This is a genomic window from Hahella sp. HNIBRBA332, assembly GCF_030719035.1.
In the GTDB taxonomy this organism is placed as follows: domain Bacteria; phylum Pseudomonadota; class Gammaproteobacteria; order Pseudomonadales; family Oleiphilaceae; genus Hahella.
Window position 1 is genome coordinate 3354832 of sequence record NZ_CP132203.1, and the last position, 19126, is coordinate 3373957.

At 54.0% G+C, this 19126-nt stretch carries 19 protein-coding genes; 5 read left to right on the forward strand and 14 right to left on the reverse strand.

What is annotated here, in order from left to right:
• On the forward strand, positions 1-867 hold the full coding sequence (locus O5O45_RS14790) for a substrate-binding periplasmic protein (RefSeq protein WP_305905975.1): 867 nt from the start codon (positions 1-3) through the stop codon (positions 865-867).
• Here the strand turns inward: O5O45_RS14790 and O5O45_RS14795 are convergent.
• The 4 genes from O5O45_RS14795 to O5O45_RS14810 form a co-directional block, all read right to left on the reverse strand.
• Positions 864-2093: a hypothetical protein gene (locus O5O45_RS14795; RefSeq protein ID WP_305905976.1), complete on the reverse strand. Its 1230-nt coding sequence runs from the start codon at positions 2091-2093 to the stop codon at positions 864-866. The genes O5O45_RS14790 and O5O45_RS14795 overlap by 4 nt on opposite strands.
• A 139-nt stretch (positions 2094-2232) precedes the next feature.
• Complete coding sequence (locus tag O5O45_RS14800; RefSeq protein WP_305905977.1) at positions 2233-2631, reverse strand: GFA family protein; 399 nt, start codon at positions 2629-2631, stop codon at positions 2233-2235.
• 20 nt (positions 2632-2651) lie between these two features.
• On the reverse strand, positions 2652-3743 hold the full coding sequence (locus O5O45_RS14805) for an alpha/beta hydrolase family protein (protein WP_305905978.1): 1092 nt from the start codon (positions 3741-3743) through the stop codon (positions 2652-2654).
• A gap of 62 nt (positions 3744-3805) precedes the next feature.
• A complete protein-coding gene (locus tag O5O45_RS14810; RefSeq protein WP_305905979.1) occupies positions 3806-5098 on the reverse strand; it encodes a sensor histidine kinase in 1293 nt (430 codons plus the stop codon).
• Positions 5099-5340: 242 nt separating this feature from the next.
• Between O5O45_RS14810 and O5O45_RS14815 the strand changes: the two genes are divergently transcribed.
• Positions 5341-5937: an isochorismatase family protein gene (locus O5O45_RS14815; RefSeq protein ID WP_305905980.1), complete on the forward strand. Its 597-nt coding sequence runs from the start codon at positions 5341-5343 to the stop codon at positions 5935-5937.
• 112 nt (positions 5938-6049) lie between these two features.
• On the opposite strand, the gene O5O45_RS14820 is transcribed toward O5O45_RS14815, so the two are convergent.
• Positions 6050-6265: a hypothetical protein gene (locus O5O45_RS14820; protein WP_305905981.1), complete on the reverse strand. Its 216-nt coding sequence runs from the start codon at positions 6263-6265 to the stop codon at positions 6050-6052.
• A 621-nt stretch (positions 6266-6886) separates the two neighbouring features.
• Here O5O45_RS14820 and O5O45_RS14825 point away from each other — a divergent pair.
• Positions 6887-7531, forward strand: a complete 645-nt coding sequence (locus tag O5O45_RS14825; RefSeq protein ID WP_305905982.1) for a putative adhesin — start codon at positions 6887-6889, stop codon at positions 7529-7531.
• Between the two features lie 27 nt (positions 7532-7558).
• Here O5O45_RS14825 and O5O45_RS14830 read toward each other — a convergent pair whose 3' ends face one another.
• From O5O45_RS14830 to O5O45_RS14860, 7 genes are all read right to left on the reverse strand, one after another.
• The gene (locus O5O45_RS14830) at positions 7559-8230 is read right to left on the reverse strand and encodes a response regulator transcription factor (protein ID WP_305905983.1); all 672 of its coding nucleotides are present in this window, start codon (positions 8228-8230) and stop codon (positions 7559-7561) included.
• Entirely contained in the window at positions 8211-9083 is an 873-nt protein-coding gene (locus O5O45_RS14835) for a sterol desaturase family protein (protein ID WP_305905984.1), read from the reverse strand. The genes O5O45_RS14830 and O5O45_RS14835 overlap by 20 nt, the downstream gene beginning before the upstream one ends.
• Before the next feature lie 138 nt (positions 9084-9221).
• Positions 9222-9782, reverse strand: a complete 561-nt coding sequence (locus O5O45_RS14840; protein ID WP_305905985.1) for a DUF4166 domain-containing protein — start codon at positions 9780-9782, stop codon at positions 9222-9224.
• Between the two features lie 5 nt (positions 9783-9787).
• The gene (locus O5O45_RS14845; protein ID WP_305905986.1) at positions 9788-10375 is read right to left on the reverse strand and encodes an endonuclease dU; all 588 of its coding nucleotides are present in this window, start codon (positions 10373-10375) and stop codon (positions 9788-9790) included.
• A 21-nt stretch (positions 10376-10396) separates the two neighbouring features.
• Positions 10397-12073, reverse strand: coding sequence for a nucleotidyl transferase AbiEii/AbiGii toxin family protein (locus O5O45_RS14850; RefSeq protein ID WP_305905987.1), 1677 nt, complete (start codon positions 12071-12073; stop codon positions 10397-10399).
• Positions 12070-12744 carry a hypothetical protein gene (locus O5O45_RS14855; protein WP_305905988.1) on the reverse strand — a complete coding sequence of 225 codons (675 nt, stop codon included), beginning with the start codon at positions 12742-12744 and terminating at the stop codon, positions 12070-12072. The genes O5O45_RS14850 and O5O45_RS14855 overlap by 4 nt, the downstream gene beginning before the upstream one ends.
• 112 nt (positions 12745-12856) lie before the next feature.
• Positions 12857-13342 carry a GNAT family N-acetyltransferase gene (locus O5O45_RS14860; protein WP_305905989.1) on the reverse strand — a complete coding sequence of 162 codons (486 nt, stop codon included), beginning with the start codon at positions 13340-13342 and terminating at the stop codon, positions 12857-12859.
• A gap of 359 nt (positions 13343-13701) precedes the next feature.
• Here O5O45_RS14860 and O5O45_RS14865 point away from each other — a divergent pair, with 359 nt between their 5' ends.
• Complete coding sequence (locus O5O45_RS14865; protein WP_305905990.1) at positions 13702-15537, forward strand: pre-peptidase C-terminal domain-containing protein; 1836 nt, start codon at positions 13702-13704, stop codon at positions 15535-15537.
• A 96-nt stretch (positions 15538-15633) separates the two neighbouring features.
• Here the strand turns inward: O5O45_RS14865 and O5O45_RS14870 are convergent, their stop codons facing one another.
• Positions 15634-16296: an O-methyltransferase gene (locus O5O45_RS14870; protein ID WP_305905991.1), complete on the reverse strand. Its 663-nt coding sequence runs from the start codon at positions 16294-16296 to the stop codon at positions 15634-15636.
• Between the two features lie 185 nt (positions 16297-16481).
• Here O5O45_RS14870 and O5O45_RS14875 point away from each other — a divergent pair, with 185 nt between their 5' ends.
• Complete coding sequence (locus O5O45_RS14875) at positions 16482-17942, forward strand: flavin-containing monooxygenase (RefSeq protein ID WP_305905992.1); 1461 nt, start codon at positions 16482-16484, stop codon at positions 17940-17942.
• A 6-nt stretch (positions 17943-17948) separates the two neighbouring features.
• Here O5O45_RS14875 and O5O45_RS14880 read toward each other — a convergent pair whose 3' ends face one another.
• The gene (locus O5O45_RS14880) at positions 17949-18929 is read right to left on the reverse strand and encodes an NADPH:quinone oxidoreductase family protein (RefSeq protein ID WP_305905993.1); all 981 of its coding nucleotides are present in this window, start codon (positions 18927-18929) and stop codon (positions 17949-17951) included.
• Between the last annotated feature and the right edge of the window lie 197 nt (positions 18930-19126).

Below are 19126 nucleotides of genomic sequence, written 5' to 3' on the forward strand. Positions count from 1 at the left end.
ATGGAGGCAAGTCTCCCCGTCAAACGCGGGAACAGAACTTGGAAAAACGCGGGGCGACATTTCAGCAATCGAACCGTCATTGGCGTCGCCGCGCTTACGCTCTCCCTGTCCGCATCCCTGACCTTCGCCGCCGGAATCACCGTGCGTCTGGCCAATGGCGAGTGGCCTCCTTATCAATCGAAAACGCTCAAGCACTATGGCGTGGCCAGCCATATTGTGACGGAAGCTTTCGGCATCGTGGGCGTGAACGTGCAATATGTGTTCTTTGACTCTTGGAAGCGCGCCTACGCTGAAGCGCTTTCAGGAAACCTGGACGGCAGCCTGCTATGGAGCCCCTCTGTCGATCGAGAAGCGCAGTTTCACTTCAGCCAGCCGGTCGTCATGGGCGAGTCGGTGTTTTTTCATCGTGTGGATTCGGATTTCACCTGGACCAGCTTCGCCGACCTGAAGCATTATCGCGTTGGCGGCACCCTGGGTTACTCTTACCAATTCGAGGGCACGGAAGGGGTGCAGATTGAGCGGGTGTCCACTGACGAGGTGAATTTCACCAAACTGCTGCGCGGTAGAATTGACGTCTTTCCATCTGATAAAGACGCAGGCTACGCCCTGCTATATGAGCTGTTCCCGCCGGAAGACGTAGCGCAGCTGACGATTTCACCCCATGTCTATAACAGCACCACCTATCATCTCATATTGACCCGCGCTCTCCCGGCGAACAAGGAGCGCGTCAAACAATTCAATGAAGGCCTGCGACAGCTGAAAGAAAGCGGTCTGCTCGACCGCTATCTGGAGGACTCTCGGCGCGGCGCCTATCGACTGCCGCAAGCCGTCACCGAAGAAGAAAGCAAAAAAGTCGCCGCGCCTTAACCGAAGTCGTGATGAATGACTTCCGAGTCTATCGGCTGGCCGTTTTCATCGAATTTGAAGATCTCTTCATACATCAACGTCTTCTCGCCAGGCCTGCCAAAACTCATCTTTTTGATAGGACGCCCTTCTGCGTCAAACACCATGCATTCGGACACTACCTGTACGCCTTTCAACGTATAGATAGAGCTGTGCAGCTTTGACTGCCCAGCCTCCAGAGGGACCGCAGCGGTTGATTCCTGGGACAGCGGCTCATACAGCACGACATAGTGCGTGGCCCTCAATCCATCCAGAGAAATGGCTTCCTTACTGGCGTGAACCCGGCGCAGGTAGGCGTGCAAGGTTTTCTGATGCAGTGCCTGCGGCACATTGATGATTTCCGTGTGGGCGATGCCCCGCGCCGCGATCAGCTCGCTCATCGCCAGGGTCTGATCGTTATGGAACCAGTGACGCCGATAATCGGAATGCTCCATGATTTGATCATGCTCTATGGGCACGCCTTCGAGATCCACGAAGGCGACCAGCTCCGGCGTAACGAAACGCGCGACTTCCTGCAGTCGCGCCTGACAGTCCACTGGGAAAATGACCTGCCCTTCCTCATCCCAGTCATCGTCCTCATCCTCAATAGAACGCATGGCCTGAATACCGTGTTCGGAGAGTTCCACGAAGGAAAACGGGCCGCTAAAACCATATTTCTCATCAAACCCCAGCAAGGGATACTCTATGCCCAGTACGTCCTTATCTTGATTGAAGAAAACATGTTTCACCGGGATAGGATGGGGGCCACGATCGGTGACTTCCATACGGAAAGCATTATCCGGATTCGGTTTCAGCACCCCTTCGCCATTTTCAGGATTCACGTCAACCCGGTATTCCGCATGAACCTTATACTCTTCCAATTCACCGATGGGGATATTGTGAGGGAACGCATCATCGGGAACTTCCACTGTGACGACCACGTCAGGGCTGATTTCCGCCCCATTTTCCAGCGTGGACGCATGTTCCCATATCGCCAGGGCTCTGGCCGCGTAATCACCGTCTTCAGCGGGTCCAAGAAGACGAAATACTGTGTTGTGTTCACAGAACATCATGTACTCAGTAACTTCTTCGTCATTGAGCAGAAAACAGGTGTATTCGGCTCCGGCCGGGATTTCGTCTGCATCGACAGGCGCGCCTTGGTAGAAATAAACAATGGAATGGACGTCTATAGAACTGCTCGAATGGCTCATTGGATACCTGACTGAATTGCAAAGCGGAATTCGGCGCTTCGCTCAATACAAACGGGAAACGCCAACCAAACCCAATACCCTACCCCATATCTACGTTCGGGTCAGCCTCGGGTTAACCCTTTGGCGTCAATTTGGCGTTTCAGGACCTTTCTGCGAAATGCGGGATATCTTCCTGCAACAAATGCCAGGGCGCTTTCGACTCACAATAGATCTGTTTCGAAGGCTTGACGCCGGGGTCGTCGTCCAAAGCGCCAGCGGCGACGCCAATGTCATCCCGCCCATCGCGCATAAATTGAATAGTCGATCCACAGTCTCCACAGAAGGTCCGACTAACATTACAGGAAGAGCGATAGCTGCGCAGGCTCTCAACGCCTTCCAACATCACAAAACTGTCCTTGCCGGTCACAATATATGCGCCAAAGGCAGAACCATGGACCTTGCGACACATGCTGCAATGGCAGTAGGTCAGCGCTTTGATTTCACCTTCTATCTGGAATTTCACCGCGCCACACAAACAAGAGCCCTTTACTTCAGTCATACTAATTCCCCCCTGCACCTTTAATTAATCGCTTTTTTCTCCACGCCCTTCGACGTTGCGATCACCCAGTCGCCCAATGAGTCAAGAAAGCCTTCCGCAAAGGCGTCCGGTCCCAGTATTAGAAACATCGCTTCTGCAGATAATGTCCATTCCTCAGGCGTTTGGAAGTCAAAGTACTTCGCTTTTAACAAACTATGCGTCGCGTCAGGAAACAACTTCAATCGGTAATCCCGCCAGTTTGAGGATTGAAAAGCGCCGTCTATTGCCTGCATGCTCTCATGGACATCCACATTACGGTCTTTCTCGCCGAACAACCCCAGAAAAGGAACCTTGACCTGAGCCAGCCCCGCAGTCATATCGGCTTGTATGTTGCGCATGACGAAACGATAGCGTTCGGGGGACATAGGTTCCGTTAGTACGCCTGCTGGCGCAGCGCTGTCGCGCAGCCACGCTAGGTACTGATCATAGGAGAGATTATTTTGCGCGAGATAGCGATCTGATTTTTCGCTGAACGCCAATGCCGTTCCGATTTGTTCTTCGCTGTAACCCGCGCTGAGCATGCGTTCACGCTGCAGATAAAGTGACTGCCTGCGCCAATTAACCGCGACGCCCACCGCCACCATGAAATCGACGTTTGACGCTCCTTTTGCGCCTCCCGCTAATTCCGACAGCACCCAGCCTCCCTGCGAAAAGGCAATGACGCCGACCGCGCCCACATCAACGCCCGACTGACGTTGCAGCGCCGCCATGCCCGCTTGCGCCTCCTGCGCCCGGTCCAACATGCTTTGCGCCAGCCAGTCGCCACTGGATTCGCCAACGCCCTGCTTATCCCAACTAAGGCAGGCCACGCCACGCTCCAGCAACTGGTTCATGATGCCGACATAACCGCCATTGGCGAAACGGTCCACCGGACCATCGCCGTGCAGAAATACAAGTACAGGAAAGGGGCCTTTTCCTTCCGGCGTCAACAGAGTCGCCCCCAACTGCTCACCGTCATAGTCAAAGGTAAAATCGGTTCTTTGCGCATAGTTCAGGCTGTGTTGGTCCAACACACCCAATGTCGCCACAGCCGCCAAAGCGCACACAAATAGCAGACCCGCCACAACTTTCATCTTCTCTCCCTAACCCATTGTGAAGTCCGCTACATTAAATCCGGAGCGACCTTAAGATCGTCTTAAGAATGCGATGTCGAAGCCCAGATCACACTGACTTGCGCCCCATCCTCGGTCAGATCAACCGAAAAACGCCACTCCAGCTTGTCGCAGATACGCCGCACCAGCTCCAGCCCCAAACCGAACCCTTCTGCATTTGTATCGGCGTCATCAGGATTAACCGGATTCGTCAAACGTAAACTATCGCGATTCGCCGTCAAGACAATCTCACCGTCGGAGGAATGCTGAAAGGCATTGCGAACAAGATTCGCCGACACAATATGCAACAGACTTTTTTCGATTTTGACCACGTCTGCGTCCAGCTCCAGCCGCACCTGCACATTTCTACCCGTCAACAAATATCGGTGATCGTCAATGATGGCGTGAAAAAACGTATCCAGGGTCACCCGCTCTTTCTTTAACGTTTGCGGCGACTCCCGCGCCAGCCATAGCAAGGCGCTGGACAGCAACGCCATATTCGCCCCCGCCAATTGCGCCCGCCGCAGCGACGCCTTACCCGCCTCGCCGGTTTGCAATTCCAGGGTGTCCAGACTGGCCTGGATAATCGCCAGAGGGGTTCTCATTTCGTGACTGGCGTGCTTTAGAAACTGCTTTTCGCGTGCATTGAACGCCTCTATACGGGCGACGCCTTCCTGCATTCGCTGCGCCAGATGATTGAGTTCCTCAATTTCAAAATGCGGCGCTTCCACCCGCGCCTGAGTTCCCAGGGTTTGCGCCCAGGCGCTGAGCGCAGCGATGGGCTGGGTGGCCCGCCGGATCAACCAGAAAAACAGTGCAAACAGTAGCGCGAATACAGCCAGTGTGGTGAGCAATGAATGCAGCAGTGCGGCGCTGAAAAACTCCTCTCCCAGCGTTTCGATATCCGCGCGGTTATGGCGGCTTAATAAATACCGGCGCTCGCCACTTTCAGTCTGAAATGGCAGCAAATATAAAAACGCCTCTTCTCCAGCATTTTGAACCACCGCCTCCAGTACTTCGCCATCGCGAGCTGGCTCAGCGCCAAATTGCGATCGCACATGCTCTGGCACCGCCGCCCAGCTTTGATACAGACTCAGATATCCATCACTCGCTGGCTGCGCTCCCGCCGTTCGCTGCGACTGCCGCAACAGAGCCTGCGCCTCCAGTTTCATCAACGTATCGCCAGCCCAGTCCATATTGTTCCAGGAAGAGATAAAAGCAAGAGTGAGACTCGCCAATAGCAACCCCGCTCCCATCCACCACAATTGATCTCTGAGACTTCGAGCCAATGTCTTGGCGCGAGCGCGCGGCCTTTCCCTGTGTGAGTTAAACATCATGTCATTCTCTGGAGACTGTTTGCTGCAAACAATACCTGTTAATCATTCTCATTATTAATAAGCCATAGGGCTCAAGTATTTATACCTATTTTCTGAGGCGTTATCCAATCATTTGACGCCTTTGCAAATAAGCCGGCCTAAAACCGAACTAAACACTGAAAACACCAATCATTATTTAAATTAAACATCATCTCGTTTCGATCAATCAAAATCATAATCTATCAAGGAACAAGGATACTATCATGACCATTATCAACACCGTTTCTTTACATGAAGCCATGAACAATGAAGTTAAAAAAGGCGGGAAGAAGCTCGCGTTATTTGTCATAGATGAACAAGGAAGACAAGCGCCCGGAAATCATGCCGCGCTATTGGCGACTATCACTAAAGCGCAAACCTTGCGCATGCCGATTTACTTAATAGAAATTGATCACGCCGCACTCAGTGAGGGAGCGCAACCTATCGTGATTGGCGGCGCCCCGCCAGTGGGAGTGAGAACTTGGAGAGACTACTGCGTGCGCGGCGCCAAAGTGGTTAAAAAGCCGCACATTAGTATGTTTAATCCTGAGACCAATCTGGATATCGCAGCGGAAATAAAAAGACAAAACATTACCGGCGCAGTCATTATCGGAACGCAAACCAACCAATGTGTCAAAGTAAATGCTGTAGGCGGCTATGTGGACAGGCTTAACACCAAGAAGTTTGACGGACTGAATAAGCTCTGTAAGGTTTATACATGTGGTGCGGTATTAAGAGGCACGGAAGAAGCCACCTGGAAAAATGAACCTAATGTTTTCTATTACAATCATTTGGAAGTAGCTCCCCATCCTCATCGATAGGCTTCGCTCCTATCACGGCATCAGCCCCAACGCGTCAGCCCTGAACCTTGCAGAAAGACGGCTGACGCCTAGACGCTACGGGTCCGGCCAATCCGGGCCCGACGCATGTATATCAACGTCCAGAGCAGCTCCAATTTCCCCCCAGCAAAGCCATCTGCTCTGCTGACAGCGCTATTCCTCCCATCCAGTCTTTGTAGCCGTAATACAACACCATGACCTTAATATTCGCCGACTCACTGAGAGTGCGTAGACTTTCTCTATTTTCACCGATGACTGATATTAATTTATCCAACTTTTGTTCCAGGGATTCCGGAATGTCTTTATCCAATTCAAACGCCCATCCTTGATGACGATAGACGGATTATACGGATTGATTTCGTTTCTCCTCCTGCAAATAGCTATGCGTTGGATTTAAACCAAGGAAAGCGGATATCTTTTCAGGAATTATCGATGCGAGTTGAATGATTAACTTTACCCTGAAATGAAGTTCAATATACGCTCACTTAATTCGCCACTGTTCAGTATTTCGTTTTAGCGCAATGACAAAACAGTAAGGTTTTCCCACCAAAGCATAATAGACATTACAGCAATTATTCTCCGCTTTAATATCCACTCTTCTTGGCTTCGGCGCGACGCTATGATTGGCCAAAAACCGTTCGAAAACGCCTAGAAAGGACGCATCTATTTCGCTGGTGACAATACCGGTGATGAGTTAATTCAAGCCCTGCACTGAGCCCCAAAATAAGTATGATCGCCACCGGCTTTTTTGTTTAAAGCGCTATTCATGAAAAATCCCCTTGAGGAAACTTTTTTAGAATCTGGTTATCAAACTCATTAAGCATACTAATTATGCAGAAGTCACTGCAGCTTTTATTGTTACATGCCAACAACAGACGGTTTTTGAATTTCATCTTTATAATACTTTCTCAACGACACTTCAGGACTATATATGGCGAAGAAAATCCCATTAGGCGACAAACTGTATTTATTCACTGACGCCACTGGCATGATAGCGGACAACCTGCTTATTACCTCTCACGGCGGCTATATTTCCCGCCCGGATTTCGGCAAGCAGACTGGCTGGGCGCGCAATATTCCTGGTCTGGGTGGCTGGATCGGCGTACCGGAATGGACCCAGCTTTATTTCTATGGCCCTCACACTCAAGCATTGCTGGACCCGGGCCTGAGTTCCGTCATCAGCGGTAAAACCAAGTTTTTGCAACATCTGGCGCCCAATACAAAGGTCAGAAATTACAGCCTGAGTAAATACCAGGGAGAAGAAACCGGGGAAACCTACGACAGCATCAGTCGGGATATAGACAGCAACCGGACATTCATCACTTTGCGTCAGGACGCCTTAAACAGCGGCGACGCGAGAATGATGGCGGAAGTCCAACGCCTGTGTCCCACCCCGTTTCCCAAGTTTGATGTACTGACCGTACGCAATCGGAAACTGATGGGCGGCGTCAACCTCAAGCACGCCCTGGACATGCTCGCCAGTAATGGTTACCGCTACAACAAGATTCACTGCGTCTTCTGTCGTTCAAGAATGATCGGCCCAAGCGGCAGCTGGGACGCCCGTAATAACCCTTAAGGTTTTACAGCGCCGGGCAAGGGACGCTCAGGCGCTGTCTTCCCGAATACATACGCCGACGCCGACAACGGTATGAATCAGAGCCTGCGCAAAGGGCTTATCCACGGCTTTACGTAATTGGTGCAGTTGTACGTTGAAGTTACCTGGGTCTACTTCTTCCCCGGGCCAGGCGGCGCTTTCCAGCTCCTCCCGGGAAACCACGTCGGGACTGCGTCGCATCAACGTCACCAACAGCCTCCAACCGGTTGGCGTCAATTTTAGCTCGCGCCCCTCTCGCATCACGCGATGTTCTCCCAAGCGCAGCTCTAACGGCCCCACCCGCAGCGTCTCCCCCTGCTTCGACGCCCGTCGCGTCAGCGCCTGTAAACGCGCCCACAGCAACGGCATAGCGCAAGGTTTGGCGACATAGTCGTCGACGCCACTGCGAAATCCCTGCAACTGCTCTTCATCCGCATCACAAGCGGTCAGCATCAGCACCGGCGTAAATATCCCCTGCCGTCGCAGCTCCAGGCACAGATCAAAGCCGTTCATTTTCGGCAACATCAAATCCAGAATGATGACATCGAACCTGTCTTGCGTCGCACGCTGCAACCCGACAGCCCCATTGAAGGCGAAATCGCACTCCGCCTGCTGCAGCTCAAGATAGTCGGCGATGGCAGCGGCCAAGTGACGGTCGTCTTCAATGATCAGTATGCGCATGAGAGTCCGGTTTCCAGCCAGGGGGCTTGATCAAAAACTGTAGCCGATCACGCCATGACAGCGCGCTTTGGCAATCCGAATATAACGCCGCCACTTCATGAAACACCAGTATAAAGGGATTGCGGGACGCCAATGGCTCAGTCAGGCCATAACGCACCGGCGTGACCTCCGCCTGATAGGTCCCGAACAGGCGATCCCAAATCATCAGCACGCCGCCGAAATTTTTGTCCAGATAGGGATGGTGAGAGCCATGATGGACCCGATGCGCAGACGGCGTATTGAAGACACGATCCAGCCAGCCGAGCGTCCCAACTTTTTCTGTGTGAATCCAGGATTGATAGGCCACAACCGCAAAAAACGCCACAATCGTCTGTACCAGGTCAAACCCGAGCAACATCATGGGAACCAGAAAGATCCACTCCACCGGACCCTCCAGCCAGGAAAGACGCAAGGACGTACTGAAGTCAAAGCGCTCCGAAGAGTGATGCACGCTATGGACCGTCCAGAAAAATCTGACCTTGTGTTCGATTCGGTGCATCCAATAGTAACTCAAGTCCGCCGCCAGAAGCGCCAACAGCCAAGTCCAGCCATTCATCGGTATACGCCACAACGCCAACGGTTCCACCAGCCACAGCGCAATCAGAAAAACCGCGCCATATAGCGTTCTCTCCAACAGAATATTACCGATGGCGACAGTGATATTGGCGAACTTCTCACGCAAAGGCCCCCATCGCTTTCGCGCCATATCCCAGCATACCCCCGCCGCCACGACGCATAGCGCGGCAAGCACGCTCAGGTCAATCACTTCCAGCCAGACACCCACCGCATCAAAACGCGCCTGTAAATTCTCCATTCTCACCTCCCACAACGATATTCACTACCACAGCGCCTGCTGCGGCCTGTCTCATTGTGGGAGAGCTTAAAAAAGGTGGGGTTAAGAGCGCATTAAGACAGCAGATAATGACGTATCAGCGCCGCGTGAGACAGAGGCTTACGCGGGTCGTCGATATTCGCCCAGACGCAGGTCTCCAGAATAGCTCATCAGTTTTCCCAGCACGGGAAGACTCAGGGTCACGGCAAACCGATACTGGTCGCCCACTACAGTTTTATAGGCGTCCGTCCGAGGAACCAGCCATAAAGGCAAAGGGACGCCATGCACCTTGCATCGCAGTGGGACCCAGCGCCAGCCGCCTTCGCGGATGTCCACGCCCAGACGCAATTCCACGCCACTGGTGGATTCGCTCCAGTAACCGTCAGGAAACGCGCCATGTGGGCGAAATAGCGAGTGCATCTGTGCGCCGGACTCAAAGGTGCGGCTCCACACCAACGCATCGCCGGTATGGCGGATTTCAACACAAAAACCGACCATTCCTGTCGTCTGCGGCGCGCCGGTCTTCCCTGCGATGCGACGCCCGATCCAACCCGCCAACCCCGGCCCGTATTCAACCTGCACCGGTCCTGTCAGCGTTCCGCCTTCGCGATGTAGTTTATGCAGCAATGGGTGCAGGTGCGAGAAAGCGTCGCCAAACCATTGCGTCACGACATTTTCCATTGACGTCAGGCCCTCCGACCGCTTTCGCCGGTCATTACCGCCGAACCAATAATATGCGCCAGCCTCAAAGCCTCTGGCACTCGGCCTTTGGTGGTCAGTCTTACCAAGGCTTTACTGGCGGTTTCCGGGTCGCAGCCCGCAACCTGATAGTGACAGAAATCGTTATTGAAAATGGTTCCCGCCGCGCGAATCAGATCGCGCCGCCGCTCATAGTCGTCAAAGTTGCGCAACGCCTTGTCAATCGCCTGCAGATCAGGGTGCTTGCGCATGACCGCGATGCAGGGACGCTGCACGCTTTCGCAAAACCTGGGCAGATCAATGACATTGAATCCGCCAATAGCGACGCCATCCGTCAGCACCACACCGACCTGATCATAAAACTTGCTGTTCGTCAGCATGGCGATCAGGCAGTCCGTGGCGTCATCGCCATCTTTGGTCGCCGTTCCCCAAAGCATGCCTTCAAATTCGCCATCTGCGCAGATAATTCCCGCCACGTTGACTGGCGATCCTCTCCGCCGTGAAAAAGGCGCGTCGTCAAATCCGGCGACGCGAATGCGACGATTGCCTTTCACCAATTGATCCAATGATTTCATTAAGCCATTACCAAACCGCAGTTAATCCGTCTCACCATTTTCAGTTTTACTTGCCGTTTCCTGAACGCCCTCTTCATAGAAAGCAGGGAGATAAGGATGCCAGTTCCATAGCGCCGGACATCCGCTGTTTTCTGGAAGATAGGCCCCATCGGTTTTACCATGACGCACGAATTTACCTAAAAACAGCACCTGCTCTCCCCGCTCCAGACGCCACACGGCGCCTTCCGGCGCGTCCACGCATCCGTGCGCGCCATCGCCCAATAGCCGCAGCGCCTCATCAATGGAACAGGGTTCGCCGACATGGAGGGTGTGAGCGGGGGTGAATCCTGCTCGGGTTACGCGTCGCAGAAACTCCGCGTGGGTCAAACGTTGATTGTCCGCAGTAAAAATATCGAAGGGAACAAAGGGTTCATGCATCAGCCGGTATCGGGTTCCATGCACGAGGGCCAGCCATTCGCCAACCAGCCTTTCGCCGGGCTCCAGCACATCAAGAAAACGAGCTTGATGTTCCTCCACCCATTCCGCCCACAGTCTTCGCGCGGGATTGGGGGACTCATCCGCCAGATCGCCATCGCGTCCCAACGCCAGAACCCGGTCATCCGTTCGCAAGGCCGCCACGCAGGAGCCGTCCAGCTTTTCCTGCACGATAACCACATCGTCGGGATAACGTTGTCGAGAGGTCAACATGTCCGCCTTATTGACGTCGATATGTTTATCCGCAAGGCCAGTGCGCGACCCTGGCAGATGGGGGATGGACGTATAGGCTTTGTACGGCAGCAGTTTGCGTTTCTGCTGCAGGGTGCGCAGCTTCTTGCGCGCCGCTTCCGAACCGTCTTCCTTCAGCAGTTTCACGCGATAGGTGATCACCTCAGACTGGGTCAGCAAGGTACCGTCATTCTTCAACTGCAACACGGGGTCGAGATAAGTCTGCAGCCAGTCCAACACCAGCTCCATCGGCTCAATCCGCTGATTCGGATATTCCGCCATCAGGCTGCGCCAGCTTCTACGGGATTTCTTGCTGCGGCCAAAATCGCCGTATAGCAGACGACGCAGAATCGCCAATGGATCCATGCGACTTTCAAAGGCGACATGAATAGCTTCCCGCAGCCGTATGGGGTCCAGCGAGTTGTGTTTGCAGAACAGATAGAGGTCCCACAGGGTCTTCGACATCCAGCCGCCATGCATATGCTCAAACAGCCCATGCAGCTTCCAGGCGGCGGCGATCTCAACAGCAACAGCGGGTACAGCGATCATTGCGCCTCTATTCAGCACAGAGGGAATCTCAACGATCCTTGGAGGAATCGTCAACGGATCGCCAACGGCGATATCTACCTGCAGCGCTCCTTCAACACCGTAAACCGCATACTCGCAGGTAAAGCGAATACCGGGAGAGATACTGTCCTGCCAGATTGGGTGCGCCAGCAAAGTATCCGAGTTAAAGCAGCAGGGAGAGGCGTCCGCCTGCGTCATGAGCCGCCCCATCAACATCGTGAAATAGTCCGGGGCATAGTCCCCCAGATACAATAAATCCAGGTCCTTACAGGCTCTCGGCTGCGGTCCGCTCCAATAGCGCGAGACGAAACTCCCTCGAACAACAAAACGGTCAGCCTGCGCCAGACTGCGTAAACGCGCCAGCACAGTTTCAATAGCGATAAGAGTTCGCGCTTCTTCCGTCAGGGCCATCGGCGTCTCCGTCATGAGCGCGTTCCTGTGTTGGCCCCATCCCAACCAACGTCAAGCCCGATGTTACTGTCATAGATATTGAATTCGCGGATGTCTTTCACAATCTCTACGCCATTGTCCAATAAAAAAGTGCGCAAGGCGCCCAGCACATCTCCCGCCTTGCCCAGCCCCCCGCGTATGCGTTGAGTGACGAACTGCTCCCTATGCTCCTCATCGCGCCAAAATGCATTGGAGGAAAGTCGTCCACGGTACTCACGCACCGTCTCACGCAAGGCGATGAGATCATAATCCGCCGGCAGGCGAAGCTTTAGATGGTGTTCGAAGTAACAATAATCAGGCAATTGCGTCGCCGCTTCGTCATGCTGAGGGACATTGGCGTTGCTTATCGCCGCCTCGATTTTCAGTCGCTCGATAGAAAATCCCTCACTCGCCATCCCGTCGCAAAGCTCCTGAATTTGCCCCCACACCCACTCCGGGGCCCCGCTCAAACGCTTGCACAACATGGGCTGCGTACAATGCTGACCGGAAGACAACTGAATAACGATGGCTTTCGCCTCTTTCGCGGCGCAAAAGTCGACAAAACGCTGCAGCACGACTTGATCGCGAGCGACGACGGTAATGTGGATTTCATACTTTCCAGGAAACGCCTTGAGCGCATCCAGCGGCGTGTGGAACCGATACTTCATGAGATAAAAACTGCCTAAAGAAAACCCGATGATACAAATAGCGGACGGATTGATTTCAAATGCGCATCCATCGCGCGACGAATAATTAATGAAGATATGTTTGGAGCCGACCTCAAAACAGGACGTCAAAGGATACCACAGATATCCCTTCCTCCGTTCGGCGACTCCGCCCTTTCTGAAACCCGAAGCGTTCATACAGGGCGATGGCGGGTGCGTTCGCTTCGGCGGTGGACACCCGCGCTCCTATTGGACGCCCAAACTGATCGCTATGCGTAAAAACATATTCCAGCAACCCTCTGGCGTATCCCTGCCGGAACATATCAGGGGCGACCGCCAGGCTGTCAATGCTCAGCCACTCACCCTGCTGCTCCAGCTCCATCGCCGCAACCAGCCGAGCCTCCCTTCGATACCCCAAGAACTGCGTAGAACTTGCCATGAAATCAGCAGTTGTTCTGCGCAATGGCGAAAACAGGTCAACGCCAATCAGATCCGCCTCTACCCGGTAAGCGGATTGAAACAGGTCGAACAACTCCTTGGCGATATCCGCATCCGTATGCTTCAGACATAAAAATTTCATCTGTTCAGCTTCGCCGCTCATATTTCTTCATCCGATTTTTTTGTCCGACTTTACGCCGCTTAGCTTAATTAAGCGCCCCGTATATTTTGTTCAGGTATTTCAACCGGATTGCCGGATTTTTTTATAAACCCTAGTCTTCATTCCTGTGCAAAAGAGGACGCCTATTCCTAACGATTAAATGAACGGCTGGGAGTTTGAAACCATTCCCAACCCGCGTCCGACACTTGCAACTGATCATTTTTTAGTCTTCATTTATATCTGTCTGAGAGTTGTTCTCATTTGAGAAACAGACCGCTCGGCTGCGCTTCCTAGCGCGCAGCGTTTAAACCGGCCAGCCTTTGCTAGCTGCGTTCAACTCATTAACTTTAAAGGGAATTTATATGAAAAAGAGTATCGGATCTATCTTCGTCTGCGCGCTTTCAGCACTCCCCCTCCTGGCGCATTCCGACGATAGCAGAGATATCATTTCGGACGAGCAGTTTATCTATTCTTATCAAGAGATGCTGACCTTCGATGTCGCCGCCTACCTGAAACGGAATGCTCCTCATTTACTGGATCAGACCGAAGTCATTACACACTGGGCCGGTTATAGCACCGTGAGCCCTAAAGTGTTGTTAACCCTGATAGAAATGCAGACTGGCCTGGTAAGCGGCGCACGCACCGCCTCCCTGCAACGTCCCCTTGGGGATTTGTCTGAGCGGGATGGCTTCAGCGCTCAGGTTGAAGATATCGCCATGCGTCTGGCCAGATCTTATTACCGTACGGTAAACCAGGAGCAGAACAGCCTCTCCATCAGCGGCGAGGACATCGCCACACGCGCACTCTCCCGCGCGTTGATGAACAATGCCGCAGGCGACGCCGATGAATTTGCAACCGTCTACCAGCGCTTGTTCCCACAGGAGCAAGAAAGCGCGGAACCTCCCGGCGTCAGCCGCTTCTCCGCTTACTCGAAAAAGCTGGTTCCTCCGGAAAATATGCTTCAGCTCCCCTTCCCGATCGATCAGAGCTGGTGGTTTGGCGGCGCGCATACCAATACAGGCAGCGGCAACTATCCGTTGTCTTCCCTGGATATGAACAACGGCGGCTCCTGGGGCTCGGATACGTCCACCAAGTGGGCGGTGGCCTCCGCCGCGGGTACGGCGGTGCGGCATTCTTCCTGCTTCGTGGAAGTACTGCACGACGGCGGTTGGTCAACCACGTACTACCACCTGGACAATGTCCAGTTCCAGAATCGCACCAGTGTCTCGCAAAACCAGAAACTGGCGAACTACGCCAATAACCGCTCTCAGGCGCTCTGCAATGGCGGCAGTTCAACCGGCCCCCATCAGCACTTCAGCCTGAAATATGACGGCAGCTTCTATCATCTGGATGGCGTTTATCTGTCCGGCTACAAGGTGAAAACCGGCCGGTATAGCTATGACGGCAACTGCAATTATTTCTGGATGAGCAAGAACGGCTCAAAATACTGCACTAGCAATAAACTCTATAACCCAGGTACATCTGGCCCCACCGATCCCGACACGCCGGATACGGAGCTGGAAAACGGCCAGGTTCTGAGTAATCTAAGTGCGGACAAGGAGGACAAAGACTACTACGTGCTGAAAGTCGATCCTGGCGCGAGAGACCTGGTGTTCCGCATCTCTGGCGGCAGCGGCGACATGGACATGTTCGTCAAGTATGGCGGCCGTCCCAACTTCGATTCTTACGACTGTCGCCCCTACAAAACCACCCAGGAAGAAATTTGCAGCTTCGGCTCGCCCCAGGCTGGCAATTACTATGTCATGTTGCATGCATTCTCCAGCTATTCCGGCATTACCTTTGAAGCTGGCTATAAAGCCAACTCCGACAGCAGCCAGGAACTGATGAATGGAGAAGCGGTGACGAAGCTTTCCGGCAGCAAGGATGAGATGGACTATTACTATGTCGACATTCCGGAAAGCGCCCGTAACTTAAGGATTGAAATGTCTGGCGGACAAGGGGATGCAGACATGCATGTCAGATTCAGAACACCGCCCACGTTGAACGAATATGACTGCCGACCATTCAAAACCACGCAGCAAGAGACCTGCTCATACGACACGCCGGAGACAGGGGTTTACCACGTGATGTTGCATGCCTTCGATCCTTACTCGGACGTACAGCTGGTGGCCCGTTACGATGACCGGATTCAGGGCAAAGAAGTGGCTGTCGCGCTGACGCAGGCAAGGCGGGAATAGTCTCGCGCCCGCATCATAAGCTTTTTTAACGAACGCGGGGCTCGATCCCCAATACGGCTGCGAGTCGAGCCCCGCTTAGTCATCTCAATGCGAGGTTTATTTTTTCCGCGCCAGACTGACGCCATCCGCGATGGGCACCATGGAGTAATCAATACGCTTGTCGCGCATCAGCTTCTCATTCAAAGCGCGAATCGCACAGGTATCGTCACTCCGTTCTGTCGGATCGGCGACTTTGCCATCCCACAATACGTTGTCGATGGCGATCAAACCGCCCGGACGCATTAACCGCAAGCAGGCTTCGTAGTAGTTGTCGTAGTTGGTTTTATCCGCATCGATAAAAGCGAAATCAAAAGTGCGCGCGTGGCCCTCATCCAACAGCTTGTTAAGGGTTTCCATCGCAGGAGCCAGCCGCAGGTCAATGCGGTCCGTCAGCCCCGCCAGACACCAGTAGCGTCTGGCGATACTGGTCCATTCTTCACTGACGTCGCAGCAGATGAGTTTGCCGTCTTTGGGTAAGCCTTCGGCGATACAGATGGCGCTATAACCGGTAAAGGTTCCCACTTCAATGGCTTTGCGGGCGCCCGTCAGCTTCGTCAGCAAGGTCAGGAACTGCCCCTGTTCTGGCGCAATCTGCATGCGCGCCATTTCATGTCGGTTGGTTTCGTCCCGCAATGCATGCAGCACTTTGTTCTCCCTGACGCCGGTGACTTGCAGGTACTGATAGAGGCTGTCGTTCATATTTAGAGTTTGTTTTGACATATTGTGTGATCTCTTTCAAATCGCCGCCGCGCCGATCACCCCAAAGGGGCTGCCAATTAGCGGGAGACTTACCTATCCTTGAGTTTACCAAGGTCTGTTGGCGCCTCGTCATTCACAGCGAAAGCGAAGCCTCAACGGAGCCCGGCGCAAACAAAATAACAAAGATATTTCGCAGGGGGTAGCTCATGAGCGAAGCGGCGCGTCACCATGTCATCATCATCGGGTCCGGTTTTGCGGGACTCTGTATGGGAATACGGCTAAGGCAGGCCGGCATTGAAGACTTTGTGATTCTGGAACAGGCCAACGACATTGGCGGAACCTGGCGCGACAACACTTACCCTGGCGCCGGCTGCGACGTTCCCTCACACCTGTATTCATTTTCCTTCGCACCCAATCCGGACTGGAGCCGCATGTTCGCTTCGCAACCGGAAATCTGGGCCTATATGCAACAGTGCGCCGACAGATTTGGCCTGCGTCCCTTTATTCGCCTCAATCAACAAGTCACTCGCGCGGAGTTCGATGAAACCGAAGATCAATGGCGCGTACAAGTAAACGGCGAAGACTGGTTGCAAGCGCGCTTTCTGGTCTCGGGCGTCGGCGCGCTCAGCCGCCCGGCGCAACCGGATATACAGGGTTTATCATCCTACACTGGCAAGATCTTTCATTCCGCCCGCTGGGACCACAGCTACGATTTGACCGCCCAAAAAGTCGCCGTCATCGGCACAGGCGCCAGCACCATTCAACTGTTGCCAAATATTGCGCCGCAGGCCGCCCACACCACTGTCTTCCAGCGCACCCCTCCCTGGATACTGCCCAAACCGGACCGCATGATCAGTCCAATGGAAAGGTCATTGTATCGCCGCTATCCGTTCTTACTGTGGCTCAGTCGTCAGGTGATTTACTGGGTATTGGAGTGGCGCGTCATGGGGTTTGTGCTGCATCCCGGCATCATGAAACTGGTGGAGAAAAAGGCCCTCGCGCACCTGTCGCGTCAAACGCCAGACCCAGTGTTGCGAGCCAAATTAACGCCGCAATACACCCTGGGTTGCAAGCGGGTTCTGATCTCCAATGACTATTATCAGACGCTGGGGCGTCAGGACGTCACTCTGGAGACCACGCCTATCGACGCCATCACTGCAACCGGCGTCAGAACCCAGGACGGAACAGAGTATGATTTCGACGCCATTATCCTCGCCACCGGTTTCCAGGCTGCGGAAGCCGTCATTCCTTTCGACCTCATCGGGCTTGGAGGCGTCAGCCTCAATCAGGCCTGGGAAGACGGTGCGGAGGCGATGCTGGGCGTCACCATCAGCGGCTTCCCCAACTTCTTTATGGTAGTCGGCCCCAATTCCGGCCTCGGTCACAGCTCCATGATATTTATGATCGAGTCACAGGTTAACTACATTCTCGACGCCATGGACAAAGCCCGCGAGCTGGGAGTCAAGCAGATTCACCTGCGCTCCCGGGCGCAAAGACTGTTCAACGAGTCGTTGCAACAGCGCTTGCAACGTTCGGTATGGAAGTCCGGCTGCCAGAGCTGGTATCAAACCAAAAGTGGTAAAATCACCACGCTCTGGCCCGGTTTTACTGTGGAGTACCGTCGCCGCACTCGCAAAGTAAACGAAGCGGACTACGAGTGGCTATAGCGTCGCCTATTCAGCGACCCTCACCACCGCTTTGCCCACCAGCCTGCGCTCCGCCATATCGGATATGGCCTGCGCCGCCTGCTCAAATGGATAGACTTCGCTGACCCGCGGTTGCAAACGGCCCTCCTGCATCCACTGGAACAGGCGTTGGAAGTTCTGCAGATTGTCCTGCGGCTGGCGTTGCGTGAAGGCGCCCCAAAAGACGCCCACTACTTCGCACCCTTTCAGCAAAGTCAGGTTGGCCGGCAGTTTGGGAATATCTCCGCTGGCGAAGCCGACAACCAGATGTCGCCCCCCCCAGGCCATAGAGCGAAGCGCCTTATCCGTCAGAGCGCCGCCGACCGGGTCATAGACCACATCCACGCCGCGCCCTTCCGTCATCGTCTTAATGGCTTCCTTCAAATCCGTCTCAGCATAATTGATAGTCTCATCCGCGCCCGCTTCCTCAGCCGCCGCCAGTTTCTCCATTGAACTTGCCGCAGCAATCACCTTGGCGCCCATCGCCTTACCGATTTCCACCGCAGCCAGCCCGACGCCGCCGCCCGCGCCCAGCACCAACAGCGTTTCACCGGCCAGTAGTCGGCCGCGCTGAGTCAAAGCATGCATAGAGGTGCCGTAGGTCATGACAAACCCGGCTGCGACAATATCGTCTACGTCCGCAGGGACTGGGATCAGGTTGGACTCGGGAACCGCTACTTTTTCTGCAAAACCGCCCCAGCCCGTCAGCCCCATGACGCGGTCGCCAGGTTTTAGCCGCTTCACCTGATCTCCGACTGCGCTCACCAGGCCGACCACTTCTCCGCCAGGGCTGAAGGGCATAGGAGGTTGAAACTGGTATTTGCCCTGAATGATCAGGGTATCGGGAAAATTAAGACCGGCGGCTTTGACGTCCACCAGAACGTTGGCCCCACTTACTTCAGGCTCGACAGTGTCTTCAATGACCAGCTTGTCCGCCGGTCCATGCTCTTTGCACAGCAGCGCGCGCATGATGATCCCCTTTATCTGATGAATAGACTCAACAACCGGGGTTTGATTCGCTCATTTTATGGTTTCGTCGCCGAATGATTCGACGCGGCTCTTGCGGCCTTGGGGAGTATGAATCAGGGAAGGAGGTAACTCAACCGCATTGACCTGGGCGCGGTTGAGTTCCAGGAAAGTGTTCGCGCATCTTTTCGCAGTGATAA